Annotated in this window: 33 protein-coding genes; 31 read left to right on the plus strand and 2 right to left on the minus strand. The window is 57.2% G+C overall.

Features of this window, described 5'->3' with window-relative positions; translation table 11 throughout:
• The first annotated feature begins 7 nt into the window (after positions 1–7).
• From JC200_RS22000 to JC200_RS22145, 30 genes are all read left to right on the plus strand, one after another.
• Positions 8–421 (plus strand): hypothetical protein, encoded by a 414-nt coding sequence (locus tag JC200_RS22000; protein WP_274433866.1) that lies wholly within the window; start codon positions 8–10, stop codon positions 419–421.
• Positions 418–603 (plus strand): hypothetical protein, encoded by a 186-nt coding sequence (locus JC200_RS22005; protein WP_274433867.1) that lies wholly within the window; start codon positions 418–420, stop codon positions 601–603. Before JC200_RS22000 ends, JC200_RS22005 begins: the two co-directional genes overlap by 4 nt.
• Positions 604–617: 14 nt before the next feature.
• Positions 618–866 (plus strand): hypothetical protein, encoded by a 249-nt coding sequence (locus JC200_RS22010; protein WP_274433868.1) that lies wholly within the window; start codon positions 618–620, stop codon positions 864–866.
• Positions 866–1,027 carry a hypothetical protein gene (locus JC200_RS22015; protein WP_274433869.1) on the plus strand — a complete coding sequence of 54 codons (162 nt, stop codon included), beginning with the start codon at positions 866–868 and terminating at the stop codon, positions 1,025–1,027. Before JC200_RS22010 ends, JC200_RS22015 begins: the two co-directional genes overlap by 1 nt.
• Positions 1,024–1,257, plus strand: coding sequence for a hypothetical protein (locus JC200_RS22020; protein WP_274433870.1), 234 nt, complete (start codon positions 1,024–1,026; stop codon positions 1,255–1,257). The genes JC200_RS22015 and JC200_RS22020 overlap by 4 nt, the downstream gene beginning before the upstream one ends.
• Positions 1,254–1,670: a hypothetical protein gene (locus tag JC200_RS22025; RefSeq protein WP_274433871.1), complete on the plus strand. Its 417-nt coding sequence runs from the start codon at positions 1,254–1,256 to the stop codon at positions 1,668–1,670. The genes JC200_RS22020 and JC200_RS22025 overlap by 4 nt, the downstream gene beginning before the upstream one ends.
• Complete coding sequence (locus JC200_RS22030) at positions 1,667–2,083, plus strand: hypothetical protein (protein ID WP_274433872.1); 417 nt, start codon at positions 1,667–1,669, stop codon at positions 2,081–2,083. Before JC200_RS22025 ends, JC200_RS22030 begins: the two co-directional genes overlap by 4 nt.
• Positions 2,076–2,276 carry a hypothetical protein gene (locus tag JC200_RS22035; RefSeq protein WP_274433873.1) on the plus strand — a complete coding sequence of 67 codons (201 nt, stop codon included), beginning with the start codon at positions 2,076–2,078 and terminating at the stop codon, positions 2,274–2,276. Before JC200_RS22030 ends, JC200_RS22035 begins: the two co-directional genes overlap by 8 nt.
• The gene (locus JC200_RS22040) at positions 2,273–2,551 is read left to right on the plus strand and encodes a hypothetical protein (protein ID WP_274433874.1); all 279 of its coding nucleotides are present in this window, start codon (positions 2,273–2,275) and stop codon (positions 2,549–2,551) included. The genes JC200_RS22035 and JC200_RS22040 overlap by 4 nt, the downstream gene beginning before the upstream one ends.
• 123 nt (positions 2,552–2,674) lie before the next feature.
• The gene (locus tag JC200_RS22045) at positions 2,675–2,905 is read left to right on the plus strand and encodes a hypothetical protein (protein ID WP_274433875.1); all 231 of its coding nucleotides are present in this window, start codon (positions 2,675–2,677) and stop codon (positions 2,903–2,905) included.
• Positions 2,906–2,908: 3 nt separating this feature from the next.
• Positions 2,909–3,496, plus strand: coding sequence for an HNH endonuclease signature motif containing protein (locus JC200_RS22050; RefSeq protein WP_274433876.1), 588 nt, complete (start codon positions 2,909–2,911; stop codon positions 3,494–3,496).
• Positions 3,497–3,512: 16 nt separating this feature from the next.
• Positions 3,513–3,848 carry a hypothetical protein gene (locus tag JC200_RS22055; RefSeq protein ID WP_274433877.1) on the plus strand — a complete coding sequence of 112 codons (336 nt, stop codon included), beginning with the start codon at positions 3,513–3,515 and terminating at the stop codon, positions 3,846–3,848.
• Entirely contained in the window at positions 3,845–4,156 is a 312-nt protein-coding gene (locus tag JC200_RS22060) for a DUF4406 domain-containing protein (protein ID WP_274433878.1), read from the plus strand. The genes JC200_RS22055 and JC200_RS22060 overlap by 4 nt, the downstream gene beginning before the upstream one ends.
• A gap of 19 nt (positions 4,157–4,175) precedes the next feature.
• Positions 4,176–5,066 carry a hypothetical protein gene (locus JC200_RS22065; RefSeq protein ID WP_274433879.1) on the plus strand — a complete coding sequence of 297 codons (891 nt, stop codon included), beginning with the start codon at positions 4,176–4,178 and terminating at the stop codon, positions 5,064–5,066.
• A gap of 22 nt (positions 5,067–5,088) precedes the next feature.
• Positions 5,089–7,599: a virulence-associated E family protein gene (locus JC200_RS22070; RefSeq protein ID WP_274436629.1), complete on the plus strand. Its 2,511-nt coding sequence runs from the start codon at positions 5,089–5,091 to the stop codon at positions 7,597–7,599.
• A 244-nt stretch (positions 7,600–7,843) separates the two neighbouring features.
• Entirely contained in the window at positions 7,844–8,146 is a 303-nt protein-coding gene (locus tag JC200_RS22075; RefSeq protein ID WP_274433880.1) for a VRR-NUC domain-containing protein, read from the plus strand.
• Positions 8,143–9,576 carry a DEAD/DEAH box helicase gene (locus JC200_RS22080; protein ID WP_274433881.1) on the plus strand — a complete coding sequence of 478 codons (1,434 nt, stop codon included), beginning with the start codon at positions 8,143–8,145 and terminating at the stop codon, positions 9,574–9,576. The genes JC200_RS22075 and JC200_RS22080 overlap by 4 nt, the downstream gene beginning before the upstream one ends.
• Positions 9,577–9,579: 3 nt before the next feature.
• Entirely contained in the window at positions 9,580–10,038 is a 459-nt protein-coding gene (locus tag JC200_RS22085) for a hypothetical protein (RefSeq protein WP_274433882.1), read from the plus strand.
• 404 nt (positions 10,039–10,442) lie between these two features.
• A complete protein-coding gene (locus tag JC200_RS22090; RefSeq protein ID WP_274433883.1) occupies positions 10,443–10,679 on the plus strand; it encodes a hypothetical protein in 237 nt (78 codons plus the stop codon).
• 103 nt (positions 10,680–10,782) lie between these two features.
• A complete protein-coding gene (locus JC200_RS22095) occupies positions 10,783–10,947 on the plus strand; it encodes a hypothetical protein (protein WP_274433884.1) in 165 nt (54 codons plus the stop codon).
• Between the two features lie 18 nt (positions 10,948–10,965).
• Positions 10,966–11,538, plus strand: coding sequence for a terminase small subunit (locus tag JC200_RS22100; RefSeq protein WP_274433885.1), 573 nt, complete (start codon positions 10,966–10,968; stop codon positions 11,536–11,538).
• 147 nt (positions 11,539–11,685) lie between these two features.
• Positions 11,686–12,246: a recombinase family protein gene (locus JC200_RS22105; protein ID WP_274433886.1), complete on the plus strand. Its 561-nt coding sequence runs from the start codon at positions 11,686–11,688 to the stop codon at positions 12,244–12,246.
• 84 nt (positions 12,247–12,330) lie between these two features.
• Complete coding sequence (locus JC200_RS22110; RefSeq protein ID WP_274433887.1) at positions 12,331–12,627, plus strand: hypothetical protein; 297 nt, start codon at positions 12,331–12,333, stop codon at positions 12,625–12,627.
• Between the two features lie 30 nt (positions 12,628–12,657).
• Entirely contained in the window at positions 12,658–14,139 is a 1,482-nt protein-coding gene (gene terL, locus JC200_RS22115; RefSeq protein WP_274433888.1) for a phage terminase large subunit, read from the plus strand.
• Positions 14,126–14,266 (plus strand): hypothetical protein, encoded by a 141-nt coding sequence (locus tag JC200_RS22120; protein ID WP_274433889.1) that lies wholly within the window; start codon positions 14,126–14,128, stop codon positions 14,264–14,266. Before terL ends, JC200_RS22120 begins: the two co-directional genes overlap by 14 nt.
• Entirely contained in the window at positions 14,266–14,883 is a 618-nt protein-coding gene (locus JC200_RS22125; RefSeq protein ID WP_274433890.1) for a hypothetical protein, read from the plus strand. Before JC200_RS22120 ends, JC200_RS22125 begins: the two co-directional genes overlap by 1 nt.
• Before the next feature lie 39 nt (positions 14,884–14,922).
• Complete coding sequence (locus tag JC200_RS22130; RefSeq protein WP_274433891.1) at positions 14,923–15,381, plus strand: hypothetical protein; 459 nt, start codon at positions 14,923–14,925, stop codon at positions 15,379–15,381.
• On the plus strand, positions 15,371–15,544 hold the full coding sequence (locus JC200_RS22135; RefSeq protein WP_274433892.1) for a hypothetical protein: 174 nt from the start codon (positions 15,371–15,373) through the stop codon (positions 15,542–15,544). Before JC200_RS22130 ends, JC200_RS22135 begins: the two co-directional genes overlap by 11 nt.
• A 2-nt stretch (positions 15,545–15,546) precedes the next feature.
• Complete coding sequence (locus JC200_RS22140; protein WP_274433893.1) at positions 15,547–15,879, plus strand: hypothetical protein; 333 nt, start codon at positions 15,547–15,549, stop codon at positions 15,877–15,879.
• 4 nt (positions 15,880–15,883) lie between these two features.
• Positions 15,884–16,096, plus strand: coding sequence for a hypothetical protein (locus tag JC200_RS22145; RefSeq protein WP_274433894.1), 213 nt, complete (start codon positions 15,884–15,886; stop codon positions 16,094–16,096).
• 114 nt (positions 16,097–16,210) lie between these two features.
• Here the strand turns inward: JC200_RS22145 and JC200_RS22150 are convergent, their stop codons facing one another.
• Positions 16,211–16,363 carry a hypothetical protein gene (locus tag JC200_RS22150; protein WP_274433895.1) on the minus strand — a complete coding sequence of 51 codons (153 nt, stop codon included), beginning with the start codon at positions 16,361–16,363 and terminating at the stop codon, positions 16,211–16,213.
• Between the two features lie 53 nt (positions 16,364–16,416).
• On the opposite strand from JC200_RS22150, the gene JC200_RS22155 reads away from it, so the two are divergent.
• Positions 16,417–18,840, plus strand: a complete 2,424-nt coding sequence (locus tag JC200_RS22155) for a phage portal protein (protein WP_274433896.1) — start codon at positions 16,417–16,419, stop codon at positions 18,838–18,840.
• A gap of 2 nt (positions 18,841–18,842) precedes the next feature.
• Here the strand turns inward: JC200_RS22155 and JC200_RS22160 are convergent, their stop codons facing one another.
• Entirely contained in the window at positions 18,843–19,409 is a 567-nt protein-coding gene (locus JC200_RS22160) for an HNH endonuclease (RefSeq protein WP_274433897.1), read from the minus strand.
• Between the last annotated feature and the right edge of the window lie 27 nt (positions 19,410–19,436).

Consider the following 19,436-nt stretch of genomic DNA (forward strand, 5'->3'; position numbering starts at 1 on the left):
GAGGGACATGAAAACAGTGTTGCTGATATTCGGTGTTTTGTTCCTGCTGTGGACGTTATACGGATCCAGAACGTATTTCCGAAGCAGCGGTAAAAGCCACGATGCACTCAAGACATCAAAAGCTGATTTGGAAGAGAAAGCGGGCAAAGAAGCAGCGCAAGTGATTTACGGAGCGATCGTTGTGTTTGCGATTTGTGTCTCATTGCTCTGGATTGCCTACATGTTCGCGGTAGCTCTCTACTTCGGTCACGGTTGGGTGACGTTGATTGCGGCTGTACTCGGTTCGATTTCCGCACTGACACTCATCCCAAAGGTGTTGCGCACCTTGGCTGGGATCACGAAGAGAGGACCCCTGTCATACATCCTTCCGCCTGTGGATGCCATCTTTCTTGGCTATCTGATTTGGGTGTTTGCCCGATGACAAACGTGGACGAGCAGTTGTGGGTGGTGTGGATTGAGAGGGCGCAAGGATTATGGTGGCCGGAAGAAGCGCGGGAGCTACGCGACGCTAAAGCCTACGCCGGACTAGCGCGGGCTGCCGGATATCGCGTACGAGTGCATGCACGCCATACCGTGACGTTGCAAGACATCATCGACGGGTGAAAGGAGTGGCCGGCGTGCAACGGATACTCATTACTGACGACGTGACAGACATCCGCGATGGTTACGCGGTATGTGAGCAAAGCGGTGCGGTACAGCGGTACTGGCTGGACTTCTACCGGCTGCCAGACGAAAACACCGAACACTGCGACACATGCGGCAAGTCTCTGGACAAGTCCAAAGGCGAGGACTTCTTTGTGGAGGATGCAACAGGCGCCCACGTGTACTGCGAGGCACACTGGCCGGGCGCAGGTGAGACGGCGTGATGGATGCGACAACCGTGATTGCGCAGCTGCGCGAACAGCTCCAGATCGCGTTGGAACACTGGGAGATGTACGAGGAGTTCTTTGTGGACGCGGAAGCGGACGCGTTCCTAGCGGCGTCGGCTGTGCTTGAGTCGACCGCAGACGGAGGTGAGACGGCGTGAAAGTGGCGATCGAGCTTACGGACGATGGGTACGGTGTCACAGCAGAAGTGGACGGACAAACCTTCTCGGAGAAGTGGAAACTGACTCCGACAGGTGCGATCCAGTTGCCGGGAAATACTTTTGAAGACTCCGACCTCGACGATGACGTTGTCGAGGCGCTCGAAAGCATCCTGGATGCGGTTGGAAACCTCGCGTACTGGGACGCAGCGACACGAGGTGATCGTGAATGAAGAGTCACAGACGCTGGATGGCCAACGGCTTGCAAGTCGTTTACGAGGGCTACGACGACCGGGAGTGTGAAGTTCAGTACACCGTCAAGGTTGAGAGCTTCGACGACCTCCCGTACCTGCTAAGTGAGGATGGCATAGCAGCCAACCGTGGAGAAATTGAGGACGAAGTTCGTGTCTCTATCACGGCCACTCGCAAAAGTGAAAACGGCGAAGGCTACTGGATTGTCATCCAAGACGCAAAAAAGTGGGGAGAACCTGGACCGCGCGTCACGCTGGAGACGGATCACCTTGTCACTGAAGGCGAGTTCACCGAGCGGGCCCAGAACAGAGCGCAGGCGATTGTGCGGGACTTAGAAAGCGTCGTTGGGCGCCTGAGAGAGGATTTCGACATAAAAGAGGCTGACAGCCAATGATTCACGCCGGGATGTGGTTCTCACTGGGTCTGGTTGTCGGAGCGATCCTGATAATGGCGATCGCGCTGCTGATGTCCACCGGCGAACGCGAAACGTCTGCGACGCTCGTCAGCAAGCACCATCAGCACTTCCGGAACCCGGAGGAGATGCATGCCATGCTTCAGCATCGCGGGGAGCGTACGGTAACGGTCAACTCAGCACGTGTTACGGGAGAGACCGACGGTTTCACCGATACGCGCGAAGTCTTGATTCTGATGTCTGAGTACGCTGCGCTGCTGGGGGTTCTCGAGTCAGCACGGGCACTACACGACAATCTTGAGTGGGCACGGCACGAAGGCCGTCACGTGTCAGCGAGAGCAATCTTGGAACTTGGCAGAGAGTTGAAACGGTGGGAGAAGTCGTTCCATGTCTGAGCCGACATGCGTGTGCGTGTTCATCGGGCAGACAGAGTACTTCGTGGACCCGCAAACCATTCGAGAAGTTGAGCGTGGGCGCTACCTGTGCCGAGCGTGGAAGCTCGGTCGGGACGACGAACTACGCGAGGTGCAGCACGTGGGGCAACTCGACAAAATAGCCAGACTGGCGAAGGAGGAGATGGGCAAGTGAGCAAATTTCGCAAGAAGCCTGACGTAATCGATGCGTTCAAATGGACGGCTGACATTGACCAAACGGAAGACCCCGAATGGGCAGTCGCGGCGATTGAACGCGGAGATATCTGGTTTGAAGATGTCCCGAAACCGGAAGCGGTGGAGATGAGGATTCGCACACTCAAAGGAGTCATGACGGCGCGGCGCGGGGATTACGTCATCCGAGAAGTGAATGGTGAAATCTATCCGTGCAAACCGGGCATTTTCGAGGCAACGTATGAGCCTGCAGAGTGACCACAAAGAGAAAAGTCGGCTAAGCACGCGGCTTGCCGACAACAACGCAAAATTCACCCTCAGTGTCACACGCGAGCCTGGGGCGTGTCAAACAGATGAACTGGCGGGAGGGGGCAACGCTTCATGAAGAACACTCTCGGAGACCTCAACAATCACTTGTTTTCGCAGCTCGAGCGGCTCTCGGACGAGGAGCTGACCGGGGAAAGACTCGCCGAAGAGATTTCTAGAGCGCGGGCTGTGACCAGTGTTGCGTCTCAAATCATCGCGAACGGCGCTCTGGTTCTCGAGGCGAAGAAGCTGGCCGATGACAGAATGAGCGCGGAAACTGTCGTGCCGAAAATGCTGGAGGGATGACGCATGTTTCGTTACTCCCAAGAGCAGCGTGAATTCATCCAGGCAAACGTGAGTGGCCGACTCGTATCGGATTTGACAGACATGTTCAACGCCCATTTTGGGGCGAGCCTGAAGTACGAGCAACTGCGGGCATTCGTCAAGAACAACGGCCTAAAGAGCGGTGTCGACTCGCGGTTCAAGCCGGGGACGGAGCCATCCAACAAAGGTAAGCCAAAGATGTGGGCTGGCGGCGAAGCTACGCAATTCCGTAAAGGGGATAGACCGCACAACTATATGCCGGTCGGATCGGAACGAGTGAACACCGATGGCTACGTCGACATCAAGATTGCTGACCCCAACCAGTGGCGTGGGAAACATCTGATTGAGTGGGAGCGGTACAACGGTCGGCCGGTACCTGAGGGTTATGTGGTGCTCTTCGGCGACCGTGACCACTTCAACTTTGAACCTGACAACTTGATTCTCGTTTCTCGCGCACAACTGGCGATTATGAACAAACGGAAGCTGATACAGGACGACGCAGACTTAACCCGGTCCGGGGCGCTTTTGGCAGACATCTATCACAAAATCGGGCAACGCAAGCGGAATGGATGAGAAGGAGTTGAGCCAGATGAACGCGCATGATAGACGCCGCATTGCGGCACTCACGAAGACGCTGGAGAAGGCAAAGGAGCAGGCCGAGACGGTTCGGTTGTACCTGGCGGACGGTGACATGGACTCACAGTTCAAGCTGGCGTCGGTGCTGGACCACGTTGAGATTGCAGTGGAGCGACTGAAAGAGAAACAGGATGACCGTTCACAGGGTCAACGTGATTACGAGGCAGATTTGAAGCGTAAACCGACGTATCACGACGGTACGCCGCGACCACAGTGGTCTGAACTCGACCTAGTAGCGCGCTGGTCGTGGGAACGCGGACCGAACAAACCGTCGGAGGTGACAACGTGAAAGTCTACATCAGCGGTCCGATGACCGGTCGTCCCGCGTTTAACTTCCCGGCGTTCTTCGCGGCGGCTGAGACCGTGCGGCAACAAGGTCACGAGCCTCTCAATCCTGCTGAGGGTGTCACGGAATTGGACAGGCCTTGGAATTGGTATATGCGTCGGGCGATTCGATTATTACTCGAGGCGGACGAGATTTGGATGCTAGCAGGATGGGCCGATTCTAAAGGGGCAAGGCTGGAACGAGACTTGGCCACGCGGCTCGGCATGCAAGTTCGATACCTAAACGCCGTGAGTGTACCGGTCAAACGTTAAACACAAGGAGGGCGCTGCTATGAGTCGTTCGGTCAGCTATCGAGGTGTCAAGTCTGGTACGCCAGTCCCGCGGGGCGAACGAGAGCGAGCGGCGCCCAGTCCTGTTACGACCTACTTTCTGCCACCGGAAGAACTCGAGCAATACCGGAACCAAGGACGCCCGGCTAAGAAAGCGTCCAGACCAAGGGAGGAAGTTATAGTGGCCGCTCAGATCGCATTGACGAAGGAAGAGTACCTGCTGAAACGTTTGTCTGGAATGAACCGTGCGCAGATCGCTGACGAGCTCGGGCTACCGCATCAGTCGTATTTGTACTCGACGCTGCAAAAGTGGGAAATCAAAGAAAAGGCTGCCGAGCAGGCCGCGATGGACGAACTGAAGACATCCGCGGCGAAAGTGGAGACCGCGAAACGCGTGCTTGCCTCTCGTTCTACCGACTCTGTCAGCGCTACCGATTCTTTTGCCATTACTCTCGCTACTGACGCAACCAGTCCTAGCGAGTCTACCCCCTCCGCCGACGTTACTGATGACGGCATGGGCGAAGGCGAGCGTGCGCCAGTGACCGAGTCTACGCGCTCAGGTTGGGGTTTCTTCCCGACATCCCAGGTCGACCCGACAGCGGCTGCCGATTCTCTCAGCCTTCCCGAAGCGTTGGACCCCGAGAAAAACGGGAGACCCTTCGAGTCAGCCGACTACATCACCATCCAGCTACGCGTCCCTCTGCGCAAGCACGTGAGCGGTGTCTACGCGTCCAGGAGCGAGGCTGTGCAGGTCGGTATCACCCAGCTCCGGTACGCTGCGTTCTCTGCGTACTCGGCGCTTGCTGAGCTTCTCGGCGATGACGCCGACGTGGCTGCGCACGTGCAAGCCTATATGGACCGCAAGGTGCAGGAAGTCACACAGACAGTCTGAGCAGGGAAGAGTGGTGACGGCGATGCAATACGACAAACAGCTAACGATCTCTGCCGCCGGCAGTCGGCGGTCCACTCACTGGCCTGCGCAGCAAGTGTGGTGGTCAGAGCTCACCGAGCGGCTCAAGGTGCCGACGCGCGGTACCGAGACGCTGGCCGAGTACCTGGCGCTCAGTAAGTCGAAGCAAGACGACCTGAAAGACGTCGGCGGTTTTGTCGGTGGTACGTTCACCGGCAACCGCCGCAAGGCGTCTTCTGTCGCTGGCCGTGACCTCGTTACCCTCGACCTCGATAACATCCCTGCCGGCAACACGGCCGACGTTCTGCGTCGTCTGAACGGCCTTGGCTGCGCGTACGTCGTCTACTCCACGCGCAAGCACGAAGAGGCGCGGCCACGGCTGCGTGTGCTGATACCACTCATCCGGACGGCCACGGTCGACGAGTACGAACCGATCGCGCGCAAGCTCGGCCAGCTCATCGGGATCGACATGTGCGACCCGACCACGTTCGAAGCGTCACGGCTGATGTACTGGCCGTCCTGCTCCTCTGACAGCCAGTACATCTTCCAGGCGAGCGATAAGCCGTTCGTCGACACGGACGGTCTTCTGGGTCTCTACACCAACTGGCGTAACGTCAGCGAGTGGCCGCAGGTCCCAGGCACCGAGCAAACGCATCAGCGCCTGCTCTCGAAACAAGAGGACCCAACGCAGAAACACGGCGTCATCGGCGCGTTCTGCCGCGTGTACGACATCTACCGCGCCCTGGAGACGTTCCTCCCGGACGCGTACACGGAAGTGGACGGAATGCCGGACCGTCTGACGTTCACCGGCGGCAGCACGACCGGCGGCGCAGTGGTGTATGACAACGGTGCGTTCCTGTTCTCGCATCACGCGACAGACCCAGTCGGCGGCAAACTCGTGAACGCATTCGACCTGGTTCGATTGCATCGCTACAGCGAGCTCGACGATGACGCAAAGCCAGACACCCCAGTCAACAAGCTGCCGTCGTACGCAGCCATGTGCGAGTTCGCCCTCCAGGACGAGAGTGTTGCAGCGCTCCTCAACCAGGAACGCTACGAACAGGCGACACAGGACTTCGGTGTTGCCCCCGACGACGCCGCCAACTGGATGAAGCTGCTGCGCGTCAGCCCGACTACAGGGCAGCCGGCAAAGACGATCCGAAACGTGATGATCGTGCTCGAGAACGACCCCAGGCTCAAAGGTCGCATCAGAAAGGACCTCTTTGCAGACCGCATCCTCGGCTACGCGCCGCTGCCATGGGGCGCACGCAGCCGTGCGGAAGGTGCATTCCTTTGGACGGATGAGGACGACAAAGGCCTGCGCAAATACATGGAACTCGTGCTCGGCTTCTCAACGCGGGACCTGATTGACGTGGCACTGGGGAACCACGCCACCGAGAACAGCTTCAACCCTGTGACCGAGTACTTGAACAGCATTGAGTGGGACGGCATCCCTCGGCTCGATACGGTCTACATAGACTACCTCGGCGCCGATGACCATCCCTACACGCGTACCGTTGCGCGTAAGGCGTTTACCGCGGCTGTCGCACGTGCCATGACACCGGGGTGCAAGTTCGACTACATGACCGTCGTCTGCGGCCCTCAGGGCATCGGCAAGAGCACGTTCTTTACGAAGCTTGGGCGAGAGTGGTTCAGTGACTCCATCAAGACGTTTGAAGGTAAAGACGCAGCTGAGCTCATCCAGGGTGTATGGATTGTCGAGATTGGCGAGCTGGAGGCCTTCAGCAAGACGGACATCAAGGTCATCAAGCAGTTTCTCAGTAAGTTGGACGACCAGTACCGGGCTGCTTATGCGCGGACCACGGAGAAGCATCAGCGACGCTGCGTGTTCTTCGGTACCACGAACGACCATGAGTACCTGCGAGACCCGACCGGGAACCGGCGCTTCTGGTCCGTGGACGTATTGCTTCAGCGCCCTACGAAGTCCGTGTTTGACGATTTGACGGGCGACGAGATTGACCAGATATGGGCGGAAGCGGTCATGCGCTGGCGTGTAGGCGAGCCGCTACATCTGTCCGATGAGATGGAAGTGGAAGCACAGAAACGGCGTGAATCGCACATGGAACGGGATCCGCTGCAAGGTCAGATTGAAGAATTCGTGGATCGGCCGATACCGGAGGACTGGGTGAAATGGGAGCCAGGGCGACGCAGCATGTTTTGGGGGGATGGGGTCCGCGACGGGTTGAAACTGGTGCCGAGAGACCGAGTGTGCGCGATGGAGATATGGAGGGAATGCCTGAATGAGCGCCGCGTGATGACCAAGATAGACGCGACGCGCATCAACCAGGTACTGGAGATGTTACCCGGTTGGGAACGGGCAGGCGTGCAGCGATTTGGCGTGGATTACGGCAGACAAAAAGGGTTCAAACGGGTTCAAACGGACGCAAAAGTTGTCAACTTTCTCGGCCAAAATGTCAACCAAGTACCCCAATTTGTCAACCATCCAGAAAACGGAAGTGTCAACCATGTCAACCAAGTTTCAAGAGAAAGTTGACAAGTTGGTTGACGCAAAAACCCATACAGGACAAGGGATTATAGTACTTGTCAACTATGTCAACTACTATCTCTATAAGACAACTTAAAATAGACAAATTAGGCAGATACGAAAACGCCTAAAACGCCTAATCACGATCTCTCTATACGCGTACGCGGATTTGGTTGACAAGCTATTTCCGAAGCGCTTGGGAGAACGCCTTGGAGAGGTGGGCGCGGAGGTGCGACGGAAGGGGTGGACGGAGATGACGCAAACACGTGAACGAGACATCGAAGCGCACTTGAGAGACCGCATCAAAGCCGCAGGTGGTTTGGCCTACAAGTTCGAATCGCCGGGGAATGCAGGTGTGCCGGACCGCTTGGTCTTGATGCCTAGCGGCCGCGTGGCTTTTGTCGAGCTGAAGCAGAAGGGGAAGAAGCCGACGAAGCTGCAGGAGGTGCAGCACAGACGCATCCGATCCCTAGGATTTCGCGTCGAGGTGTGTGACAGCAAAGAGGCAGTCGACCGGTTTGTTGCCGACATCACGCAGGCAGGTGAGGCAGAGTGAAGTTTACACCGCACGCGTATCAGCGCTACTGCATCAATCGGCTGTTGTCGGACGATGCCTTGGGTCTTTTTCTGGATATGGGATTGGGGAAAACAGTCATTACGCTGACCGCCGTCAACGACCTGAAGTACAACCGGTTTGCCGTACGTAAGGTGTTGGTGATTGCGCCGAAGAAAGTAGCCGAGGCCACCTGGAGCAAAGAAGCGAAGAAATGGGACCATCTGCAGCTGCTTCGCATCGTCACCGTGCTGGGCAGTCAGCAGAAGCGGATCCGAGCGCTAAACACCCCAGCCGATGTCTACGTCATCAACCGCGAGAACATTCCGTGGCTGGTGGAGTACTATCGCAACGCATGGCCGTTTGACATGGTGGTTGCCGACGAGTTCAGCAGTTTCAAGAATCATGAGGCGAAGCGGTTCAAAGCACTGACTTTGGTGCGGGGGCACATCCGTCGGTTTGTGGGGCTGACCGGAACGCCAGCGCCGAACGGTCTGCTGGATTTGTGGGCGCAGGTGTATCTCCTGGACCGAGGACAGCGGTTAGGCACAAAGCTTACGCACTTCCGCGAACGGTATTTCGAAGCTGACCAGCGCGACCGTGACCGCGTGTTCAGTTACGCGCCGAAGCCTGGAGCTGATGACGTCATCCGAGGGCTGATCGGCGACATCTGCGTGAGCATGAAAGCAGAGGACTATCTGGAGTTGCCGGACGTGACGTCGGTGACTGTGCCCGTGGTGCTGGACGGTCCTGCGCAAAAAGCATACGCCAAGATGGAGCGTGAGATGATCCTTGAGGTGGACGAGACGACCATCGACGCCGGCAGCGCTGCGGTGCTGACGAACAAGCTTTTGCAGTTGTGCAACGGCGCAATCTATTACACGGAGCCCATGTTGGACGGTAGCGGTCAACCGGTCATCGACGACAAGGGACAGCCCAAAATGGAGCGGAAATGCGCGAACGTCCACGACTGCAAGCTTGAAGCGTTCATGGAGTTGGTGGAGGGCTTGAACGGCAAGCCTGCATTGGTGTTTTATAACTTCCAGCATGACCTGTCACGAATGCACGCAGGGTTGTCGCACACAAAGCTGCGAGTACGCGAGCTAAAGAGCCCGCAGGACGAGGACGACTGGAACAGCGGCAAGATCGACATTCTGCTTGCCCATCCCGCGAGCGCCGCGTACGGTCTGAATCTGCAGCAAGGCGGCAACCACGTCATCTGGTTCGGGCTGAACTGGAACTTGGAACTCTATCAGCAAGCGAACAAACGTCTGCATCGGCAGGGGCAAACACAGAAGGTCATCCTCCACCACCTGGTGGTCGATGGGGGAGTCGACGAAGACGTCATGGACGTGTTAGCAAAAAAGGGCGCCACACAGGACGGTCTGATGGAGGCGCTGAAAGCGCGCATCGAACGCGTCAAGGGAGAGTGACGGATGAGACCGAAGCTTAAGCCCAAAACACTACCTGACGTGTTTGCAGCCTACCGTGCTTGTCAGAAGCTGCTGGCGAGAGACATCATCCCGCATCCGGTGCCTGCGGCGCCGTTGCCAGGATACGAGGAAGCTGTTGACCCAGACTTGATTCACGTGGGAAGGGTACATGCCCCAGCGCCAGCTGGCTACGGCGTCGGAATGTCGTTTATGAGCCGTCAGGAATGGGACTGGTCTGACTACGTCGAGTGGGTCGATGGGCGTGTAGGGCGATTGCCAGCGCTGCAGAGAGACATCGTTCGAGTCCGGTACATGGGCGTGGCGGAACTGAGCGGGCAAGACGCGTACTACGTGCTTCGCGCAGTCGGAGTGGTCCAGACGTTCGAGGAGTATTTCGTGCAGATTCGAGCGGCGCAGAGAGCGTTGCGTCGAGCGTTTAAAATAAATTCTGAGCACGTTTGACTAAAGCTGATCACTGTAGCGAAAACGAATTGTAGAAATCAGGTAAAAAACAGCCGTTTTGATCAATCCTGAATGAAAATCGCTGTTTTTCTGCAAGCGAAATTTTTTTTATCCCGCGCCACGACTGGGTTTTTGGGGGTTGACACGTTCTGTCAAGGGGGTTAAGATGCATACGATGAGGTGAGTATGCATACACGCAAACGGCGTTCCGGGTGTCCGGAGCGCCTTTTTTGATCTCGTTTTGCATGCCAAGGCCGCGCTGAGCGCGCATCGGCCTCCACATAGCAACCTTCCCTGTTGCGGGACACCTCCCTGTCCCGTCTGCGGCGATGGCTGTAAGCGTATGTTAGCGCAGGTCTGGCATGGCCTGCGCATCCTTAGGCTGAGGTGATGACGATGGAGCCGTGTCAGAGTGGACAAGCGTGCATCTGGATGTCGAAGCGCAGCGGGCAAGCCATCTGCATGTTTGGCAGTTGCGTGAAGGTGCCAGTCGTGAGCGGGTACGTGGATCGCGTGGACGGAACCGTGAGACGCACCAAGTGACACCCCAGTTTGTGTTTCAAGCTGGCATGAGTGCGATTGGCTTGACACTGGCTATCCATGCGGTCGTGGTAGCCATACAAGCGATTCGACGTCGGTGAGACGCAGCGTCGGGAGCTGCCTAAGGGCATTCGTCTGAGCCATACCTTCCCCAGGCTCGGGCTCCCTACAGTGCGTCTGACTGAGTTGCGAGGTGAGAAGAATGTGAAGCGGAAAACGAATCACAAACGTGACGGGCAACGGCGAGCAACTGCGGCCAGAGCGAAGCAAGCTGACCGAGACCACGACTTGCGTGTTGGCCTGGGTCAGTTGTTTCGGCTGTCGACTGGCTGTGTTGGCGTGAGTGCAGCGGCCAGCCGAGAACCGTGATGCAGGGAGGTGATGATTGTGGCTGATCGTAGCAACGCGGTCGGTCGAGGAAAGTCGTTGCCGGCGAGGCAGCAGGCGTTTGTTGAGCAATACCTGATTGACTTGAACGCGACGCAGGCCGCAATCAGAGCCGGGTATTCGCCAGCTAATGCAGATAAGATTGGTTCGGAGCTCCTAGGAAAAACTGGAGTTCGCGCATGTGTGGATGCCGCGTTGGCAGAACGTTCGAAACGAACTGGCATCAACCAAGACATCGTGATTCAGGAGTTGGCGCGAATCGCCAGGGTCAACCCAGCTGATGTCATCGACCCGACAACCGGCGAGATAAACTCTGACGCTGTTGACGACCTGGCGGCGATTGCGTCGATTCGGGTCAAGGTGACACCGACGAAGAACGGCGAGATGGTTGAGCGAGAAGTCAAGATGGCTGACAAGCTCAAAGCCTTGGAGCTGCTGGGCAAGCACCTCGGCATGTTTGTGGACCGCAGGGAAGTGACCGGCAAGGATGGCGGCCCGATTGAGATGGCGGCGATAAGTCCTGAAGAACGAGAGAGACGAATTCAGGAGCTGCTTGAGAAGCGCGGTCCGTAGCCGCGTGTCTGGTTGGGGTACACTTCAATAATACACGTTCGGCACCGCGTAAAGGTGTATAGATAGAATCGGTTTTCGGGTTACTTGACACATTCCCGAAAAGGTTATAGACTCTAACTATGCACACAGTACACGGAGGTGCCGAATATGGCAGGCAAACGGATTGGCTACGTTCGCGTCAGCACGGTGGACCAGAACACGGAGCGTCAGCTCGACGGCATGGTACTCGACAAGGTTTACACCGACAAGGTGAGTGGCAAGAACACCGAGCGGCCGCAGCTGCAAGCACTGCTTGACTACGTACGCGACGGTGACACGGTGGTTGTTCACTCGATGGACCGGTTGGCGCGTAACCTTGACGACCTGCGCAAGCTGGTGTTTGGTCTGACGAGCAAGGGCGTCGTGGTCGAGTTCGTCAAGGAGCACTTGACGTTCACCGGCGATGACAGCCCCATGGCGAACCTGATGCTGTCCATCATGGGCGCGGTTGCCCAGTTCGAACGTGAGCTCATCAAAGAGCGTCAGCGTGAAGGCATCGCTGTAGCGAAGCAAAAGGGCGTCTACACGGGTCGCAAGCCTGCGCTGACCGAACAGCAAGCCGCAGAGCTTCGCAGACGGGCTGAGCAGGGCGAACCAAAGGCAAAGCTGGCACGTGAGTACCAGATTAGCCGAGCGACGCTCTACAGCTACCTGCAAGACGCTCAGTAAGCGAGACGCACGATGCAAGCAAGCCCACTCCGGTGGGCTTTTTTGTTTTGACGGAACGGTGATCGTTGGCGCAGGCCAACCGGTATGTACGCGGTGCGCAACGCGGGACCACAAGTCTCTTTACGGTACATGCGACCAGGTTGGCGTGCGCTGGCGATGACCAGCAAATCGACGACGAAGAGGATGATGACGATGTTTGCGAAGGACGAGGACAATCGACTGGACTTTCTGCTGCACTATTTGGGGCTGTTGAGAGATTTGAACAAGGACGGAGTTTTCGTCACGTCTGAAATCGTAGCCACGATGGCTGTGATTAACACGCAGCTTGGAATTGAAGTGAAGGCTCCGAAGTCCACACCTGGAGCAGTAACGCGCGGGTGACCGCGTTTTGACGGACTGGAGGTGAGTCACGTGGCGCTGACCGCAGAGGAAGAAGCTGAGCTGTTGCGCTTGCTTGAGCTGAGCACCAAGCAGCAGGAACTAGACGCGAAGTTTCAACCGCAGCCAGGTCCCCAGGAGATGTTCCTGAACACGACGGCAGACATCGCGCTGTACGGCGGTGCAGCTGGCGGCGGTAAGACCTACGCGCTGCTGCTTGAGAACATGCGCCACGTCGACAATCCGCGCTTCGGTGCGGTCATCTTCCGGCGCAACAGCAACCAGATTATGACCGAAGGCGGTCTGTGGGACAACGCGCTGGATCTGTACCCGCTCAAGGGTGCGGTACCGAAAATCACGCCGCGACCGGTCATGGTGTTTCCCTCTGGCGCGCGAGTCACGTTTGCCCATCTCCAGTACGAAAACGACATCCACGGCTGGCAAGGCGCGCAGATCCCGCTCATTTGCTTCGACGAGCTCACGCACTTCACACGGCGCCAGTTTATCTACATGCTCTCACGCAACCGTTCTACGTGTGGCGTGAAGCCTTACATACGCGCTACGACAAACCCTGAAGCTGACTCCTGGGTTGCAGACTTCATCAGCTGGTGGATTGACGATGACGGGTATCCAATCCCTGAGCGATCAGGCGTGATTCGCTACTTCGTGACCATCGACGACGACGTCAAATGGGCTGACAGCCGTGAAGAGCTCGCCAAGAACTACGGCAGCCGCATAGACGACGCCAAGTCCTTTACGTTCATCGCTTCGTCGATTCACGACAACAAGATTCTGCTTGAACACGACCCTGGGTACCTGGCGAACCTGAACGCGCTGTCGTCGGTCGAAAAAGGTCGACTGCTGCATGGCAACTGGAAAATCAAGCCGTCAGCAGGGATGTACTTCAGACGCGAACAGGCGCAAGTCGTACCAACCGTACCCGGTCGAATCATCAAGTCTTGCCGCGCTTGGGACTTGGCAGCGACGATTCCTACGCCGGACAACCCATCACCAGACGCCACGTCAGGCGTGCTGATGGGTAAGCTCGATGATGGTCGATTCATCGTGCTTGACGTGATACGCGTCCAGCAGCGCGCCAATGAGGTCCGTTCCCTGGTGAAGCGCACAGCAACGTCTGACCGTGACAGACACCCTGGCAACCGAATCAGGCTGCCGCAAGACCCGGGTCAAGCTGGCAAGGAACAGGCAGAGTCGTACGTGAAGCACCTGGCTGGATTCACCGTCAAAACGCTTCGTGTGAATGGCGACAAGGTCACACGTGCTGAGCCGTTCTCATCGCAATGGCAGGCAGGGAACATTCTTATCCTGGCCGCGCCGTGGAACGAGATGTACTTCACTGAACTCGAGTCATTCCCGGACGGCGCGCACGACGACATGGTCGACGCATCGTCAGACGCGTTTGCGGACCTGACCGCAGACAACTACGAGGCCATCACCGAGTACTACCGACGTCAACGCGAGAAGAGAGAGGTGAAGACGCGTGAAAGCAGCTGACGTGCAAGCGCAGATTGATAAGTTGCAGCAGGAAGTGGTTGGCCTGAAGTCTGAGCTCCACGACCGCCAGGAAGCCATTAAGCACCTGGAAGCGGTTCGTGACGCGATGAGCGAGGAGGAAAAATAGTGGATAGCACGATTCGCGACGAACTGGTGAAGGAAATCACCGGTCGGATTGAAACGGTGTACGACGAGTTCATGAGTTCCCATGACGAGAAGTGCATCGTGAGAATTGAACCGTCACTCGACCGGATGCTTCGCCTGCACATTGCGAGCATCACTCCAAGATTTATCGAGCCACCAGAGCACGGATTTCTTCCGCTACTGGCGTGGGCGCACAGTCGCACTGGTGAGCCTATTGAGCTTCGCTCCGACCCACGGGTAGAAAGCATTGAGGCGCAAGCCTGGCGGGAGTACGTGCCGTACAAAGGGGATGGACTGATGGAGACCGTTGTCGACAGACGCAATTGGACCCCGGAACAAGAAAAGGCATCTGCGCAGTTCCACGATTCACTGCTCAATGCCGATGAAGACGGGGGTTTCACTGTTGACTCGGACGTAGCCACAGAGTATGTGTCAGCGCTCCGAGACACCATCAAAATCACCACGAACAACTGCCAACGTTGCGGCGGTGAACACGTTGGTATCGAGTTTCAGCCGCTGCACTATCCTGTCGGCGAGTGGAACCACTACGGTATCTGTCCGACAACGGGTCAGCCATTGTTGATGCGGATTGGCGATTGACAGCCGGGCATTAGTAGAACCCGAGAACGGGGAGGGGTTGTGACGATGGAGCTGTACGGCAGCCTGTGCGAAAAGATGTCAGAGTGGTTGCAAACGAACGACGAGCCCGGAGTTATCCACATGAGCCTGACGGACAACTATCGCTTGGTCGATGAGATTCACCCTCAGAGGACAACGTTTGAATACGATGGTGCGGGAGGTTTCAGAGAATGGCGTGTCGAGAACATGACCATCGCCAAGCTGATGGAACCTACTGAAGGCAAGATATTTATCATCTCCATTGACGGTGAAGACAGTCCGGAGACGGCATTTATATCCGTACTTGTAGAAAAGGGTCCAGCGCGGTCCGAGGTGTTGTGTGCCGAGTGCGGGTACTGTTTTACGGGAAAATCGGGAGACGAGTGTCCGAGGTGTCACGGCATCCTCACGATGCCACTGCCACCTCATCACGTCAACTGCCGATGCACAGCAAAGGAGACTGAAAACAGTGGGTCATGATTCCAAAGCCGCAGCCCAGCAACCGATGCTCCGTTCCGTCATCCTACGCGGTGACACGGTTGTCAGTGAGGAAGAGCTCCCGGCCTACAGTACAACCACCATCATCGTCAAAGGCGGCCACGTGAACTTCCACAACGTCACACACGAGAAGAGGGTGGAGTGACGGTGGAGGCTCGGCACATTGACGCGAAGACAGGCGTATTGGTTTTGCCGCCAGTGACTGACGAACAGTACGAGGAGATCGTGGCTGCTCTTAAGGGAGCTTCAGAGCCCGGCAGTCTGTCAGTTTTGCCGCTGGGGACGTCGTTCGTTCCGACGGGTATTCACCTCGAACGCGGTGACTGGTTACGAATAATGGATTGGTATGACGTCGCTTGGGAAGAGGGAACGGCGAGAGAACCAGAACACGAGGCTCTCTATGCGGCTATCCGAGACCACGTCGATAACATTTCGACCGGCGTCTATGAGCAATCCACTGAACCTGAAAACAGGAGATGAGATAGTGCCAAAGTACGTGACGTTGGACTGGGATGAGTATCAAGGATTGAAGGGTCGTATCCTTGATGCCATATCGGAGCCGTTAAATTCTAACTTTGTTTTCAATGTGTTGGTGTTACCACCCGGGACAACGCCGGAAGACGGTCTCCAGAAATACGTTGCGCATATCCAACAGCTACTCGAAGAGAGAGTAGCCCGAGTCTTTGGCGGTAAGTAGAAGCCACAAACGAGCGGTCACTGATGAAGGGGACAACCCCATGTGACTGTAGTCCGCGCGACTACACACATGATCCCTTTTGTCAGTGACCGCTCTTTTTGCGTTTACAGGGTCTCACTTGGTTGGAGCGTCATACTCAGTCCACTGCGCAGAGGTCCCGCACTCCGCGCAGTGGCCTAGGACGTCGTACTCGTTCTTGGCAGCATTTACGAGTTTCCAACTGTCCGCCACGAGCTCGGTTTCTTTACCGCAATGTACGCACACCAAAGCGTGTCCCTCCTTTTTGTCCACATCGTATCACGGAAGCGAGGTGAAATAGATTGCCCGTTGAAATATTCGGCCGCACGGTTGGCGATGTCACGAAACGTTCGTCTGGTACCGGCACAACACGGATGGGCGCGCAGGACGGTGTGTTCAGTAACCCGAAGGCGAAGGCCTTGTCGACCGCGCTGGAAAACGTCTCGCGCCAGCAGGACATGAACCTGCAACCGGACCCGACGCTTGGCGCGCCGTTCAGCTCGTTTCCGGATAACCGACTGACCGTTGCGCAGATGGGCCCAGGTGAGCCAGCGGAGAACTTCCCGCTTGGTGGTGAGCCCCGCCAGTGGAAGTACAGAGTCGGTTGGAACTTCCCGACCACGCCAGACACTGACCGCGGCATCAATGGTGAGCTGCTTCGCGCACTGGCTGACTCGTCATGGTTGGTCAGACGTTGTATTGAGATCCGCAAAGCCGAGCTGTGCGGCCTCAGCTGGGAGATTGTCGCGAAGGGCCATAACGGCAAAGAACGGCAGCGCAACGGCGAGGAATATCAGCCGCTCATCAACGAGCTCACGTCGTTCATGGAACACCCAGAGGGTTATTACACATACGAGAATGGCCAGTGGATTCGCCGCGGGCTGGTGGACTGGGGCGACTGGCTGAACGCATCGATGGAAGACTACTACGTCGGCGACTGGTGGTCAGTGTGGCCGCAACGCACACTCGGCAACAAGATGCTGGGCCTGCGCCGTGTCGATGGCATGCATATCAAGGCACTCCTTGACCTCGATGGACGCACACCCCCGCCACCGATGCCCGCGTGGCAGCAGTACCTGTATGGCGTACCGCGTGGCAGCTGGGCAGCTGACGAGTTCTACTACATGCCTCGCAACCTGCGGAACATGACGCCGTACGGCTTCAGCCACATCCAGCAAGCGCTCGTGATGATTAACCAGACGCTCAAGTTCGACCAGTGGAACACGGCAGCGTACACCGAGTCGACGATTCCGATGGGAATCCTGGAAGCGCCGGAGAATGTCACGCCGGAACAGATTCAGGATATCGCGGACTTTTTGAACGGTGCGGCTGCGTCGCTCGCGGACCGCATGAAGGTGCACCCAGCGCCAAACGGCACCAAGTGGCAGCCCATCAAGCCGTTTGAGTTCGACCAGGACTTCGCGATGTACGTCATCGAAGGTATCTGTGCCTGCTTTGACGTGCAGCCGCAGGAGCTCGGGTACGCACCGTCACGCGCAGGTCTCGGTGGGGCAGGTTTCGCGCAAACACAAGGTGAGATTCACAGGCGCAAGTCGCTCGTTCCGACGGCGCGTTGGATTGAACGCAAGCTCACGAAGATCATCCACGACCAGTGGAAAGAGGACGGCGGCGATATGCTGGAGTTCCGGTTCTCTGACCTCGTGTCTGAGGACCTGCAGGCGAAGTATACCGCCAACAAGGTCGCCATCTTGAGCGGCCAGAAGGCGATTGACGAGGTCCTCGAGGAGGACGGCCAGGACGGTCTCGGCATCGGTCACGTCCTCGAGACGCAACAGGGCCTGGTGTTCCTGGAGAAAGGCGTCGTGCTCACGGCCACTGGAATGGTACCGCTCACGTTGAATTCGCAAGAGCTTCAGCAACAACAACAGCAGCAGCCGAACGCGCCACCTGGTTCGAATCCACCCTCGGCGGGGGATGAGACGAACGGAGGCCAGAATCCGCCGGCGCCGATGAAGGCGGCTTTGGCTGACATCTTCAAAGATGCGGTGACAGGCGCGGACGATAAAAAAAAAGTACTTGAAGCCGCTTGGCTGTTAGCGTGGCGCAAGTGGTGGAAGAAGAAACTTGACGCGCTGAAGGACAAGCAACCGCTGCGGCCCGAAGAGGCGAAACGGCTCCTCGAGCTCTCGCAGGCCGAACAAAACGACTTGGCAGAGATGCTGCAAAAGGAGTTGCGCGGACCCGCATACGAGTCCGCGTTTGTGTCGTTGGTAGAGGAGTCCGGTATCGACCTCGCGTTGCCCTCGGCCATCGTGACGCCGTCTGACGTCCTACGACTGCAGACCAAGAGCCAGACGCACATGGTGGAGATTGCCCAGACGTACCACACGGACCTGTCGAGAGCCTTTGACCAGGCGCAGGCTGAGAGCGCAGGCCACCCGGACGTGTCCGCTCAGGCGCTCATGATTCTGCGAGCGCTGGTGGACTGGGCCCAGAAGAGGGTCGACTGGAAGGGCGAACAGATTGGCGCAACGGAGGCCACGCGAGCGCAGACCCAGGCAACAATGGACTTCCGCATCCAGAACCCTGGCGCGTTCCTGCAGTACATGTGGTGGGCGGAGCTGGACGACAAGACGTGTGAGAAGTGTAGAGCGCGCCACGGCAGCATCGTCGGTCCGTCGGATGTCGTGCCTCCGATGCATCCCAACTGTAGATGTAAATTATTACCTATGAAGACGAACCGCGAAACCAGCAAGAGCTGGTGAGATTAGGATCTTCGCGTTGGACGCCCGTTGTGTCCGATGCGGACGTGTTCCGCGTGAGAAGCAAATTTCTGTAGGTTCTCAATGCGGTCGTCCAATCGGTCTTCGTTGATGTGGTGGATTTCTTCGCCGGCCTTAAGGACGTCCCCAGTGGTCTCTTGCCACACGTAGCGAGCGTTCCGGATGTAGCCCTTACTATTGGCGCCTGGGTAATCGGGGCCGACTTTGCGGAGGCGATAGCCGTGAACATCGATGACAACGCCGCCGTTCCACTGCGGGTTGTTTTCCATTTTGAACAGCTCCCGTTTCGCTTCTGCATAGCACTTTGTGCCGCAGTATTTGGCTGTTTCACTGCGGACGGCCTTAACAGCAAATGGGCGCCCGCAAACCAAGCACGTTTTTTCAACAGGGCGGTTCGCGCCATCACGCAGGTTAGAAAAGTTCACCTTTTGCGCGCAAGCCCGAGAGCAATAGTTGTGCTCTTTCACTTGGCTTGGAAACTTACGAATTTCCCGCCCGCAGTTATCGCAGTGCACGATGGTATTCCCGATGTGCGGTTTGATTCTACCCACAAAAGCGCCTCCAGTACTGAATGTTAC

The sequence above is a fragment of the Alicyclobacillus sp. ALC3 genome (assembly GCF_028751195.1).
Taxonomy (GTDB): domain Bacteria; phylum Bacillota; class Bacilli; order Alicyclobacillales; family Alicyclobacillaceae; genus Alicyclobacillus_L.

Coding starts and splice junctions, on each gene's coding strand:
- JC200_RS22000 (WP_274433866.1), top strand. CDS start 8: ATGAAAACAGTGTTGCTGATATTCGGTGTTTTGTTCCTGCTGTGGACG.
- JC200_RS22005 (WP_274433867.1), top strand. CDS start 418: ATGACAAACGTGGACGAGCAGTTGTGGGTGGTGTGGATTGAGAGGGCG.
- JC200_RS22015 (WP_274433869.1), top strand. CDS start 866: ATGGATGCGACAACCGTGATTGCGCAGCTGCGCGAACAGCTCCAGATC.
- JC200_RS22025 (WP_274433871.1), top strand. CDS start 1,254: ATGAAGAGTCACAGACGCTGGATGGCCAACGGCTTGCAAGTCGTTTAC.
- JC200_RS22030 (WP_274433872.1), top strand. CDS start 1,667: ATGATTCACGCCGGGATGTGGTTCTCACTGGGTCTGGTTGTCGGAGCG.
- JC200_RS22035 (WP_274433873.1), top strand. CDS start 2,076: ATGTCTGAGCCGACATGCGTGTGCGTGTTCATCGGGCAGACAGAGTAC.
- JC200_RS22045 (WP_274433875.1), top strand. CDS start 2,675: ATGAAGAACACTCTCGGAGACCTCAACAATCACTTGTTTTCGCAGCTC.
- JC200_RS22050 (WP_274433876.1), top strand. CDS start 2,909: ATGTTTCGTTACTCCCAAGAGCAGCGTGAATTCATCCAGGCAAACGTG.
- JC200_RS22055 (WP_274433877.1), top strand. CDS start 3,513: ATGAACGCGCATGATAGACGCCGCATTGCGGCACTCACGAAGACGCTG.
- JC200_RS22065 (WP_274433879.1), top strand. CDS start 4,176: ATGAGTCGTTCGGTCAGCTATCGAGGTGTCAAGTCTGGTACGCCAGTC.
- JC200_RS22070 (WP_274436629.1), top strand. CDS start 5,089: ATGCAATACGACAAACAGCTAACGATCTCTGCCGCCGGCAGTCGGCGG.
- JC200_RS22075 (WP_274433880.1), top strand. CDS start 7,844: ATGACGCAAACACGTGAACGAGACATCGAAGCGCACTTGAGAGACCGC.
- JC200_RS22085 (WP_274433882.1), top strand. CDS start 9,580: ATGAGACCGAAGCTTAAGCCCAAAACACTACCTGACGTGTTTGCAGCC.
- JC200_RS22105 (WP_274433886.1), top strand. CDS start 11,686: ATGGCAGGCAAACGGATTGGCTACGTTCGCGTCAGCACGGTGGACCAG.
- JC200_RS22110 (WP_274433887.1), top strand. CDS start 12,331: ATGTACGCGGTGCGCAACGCGGGACCACAAGTCTCTTTACGGTACATG.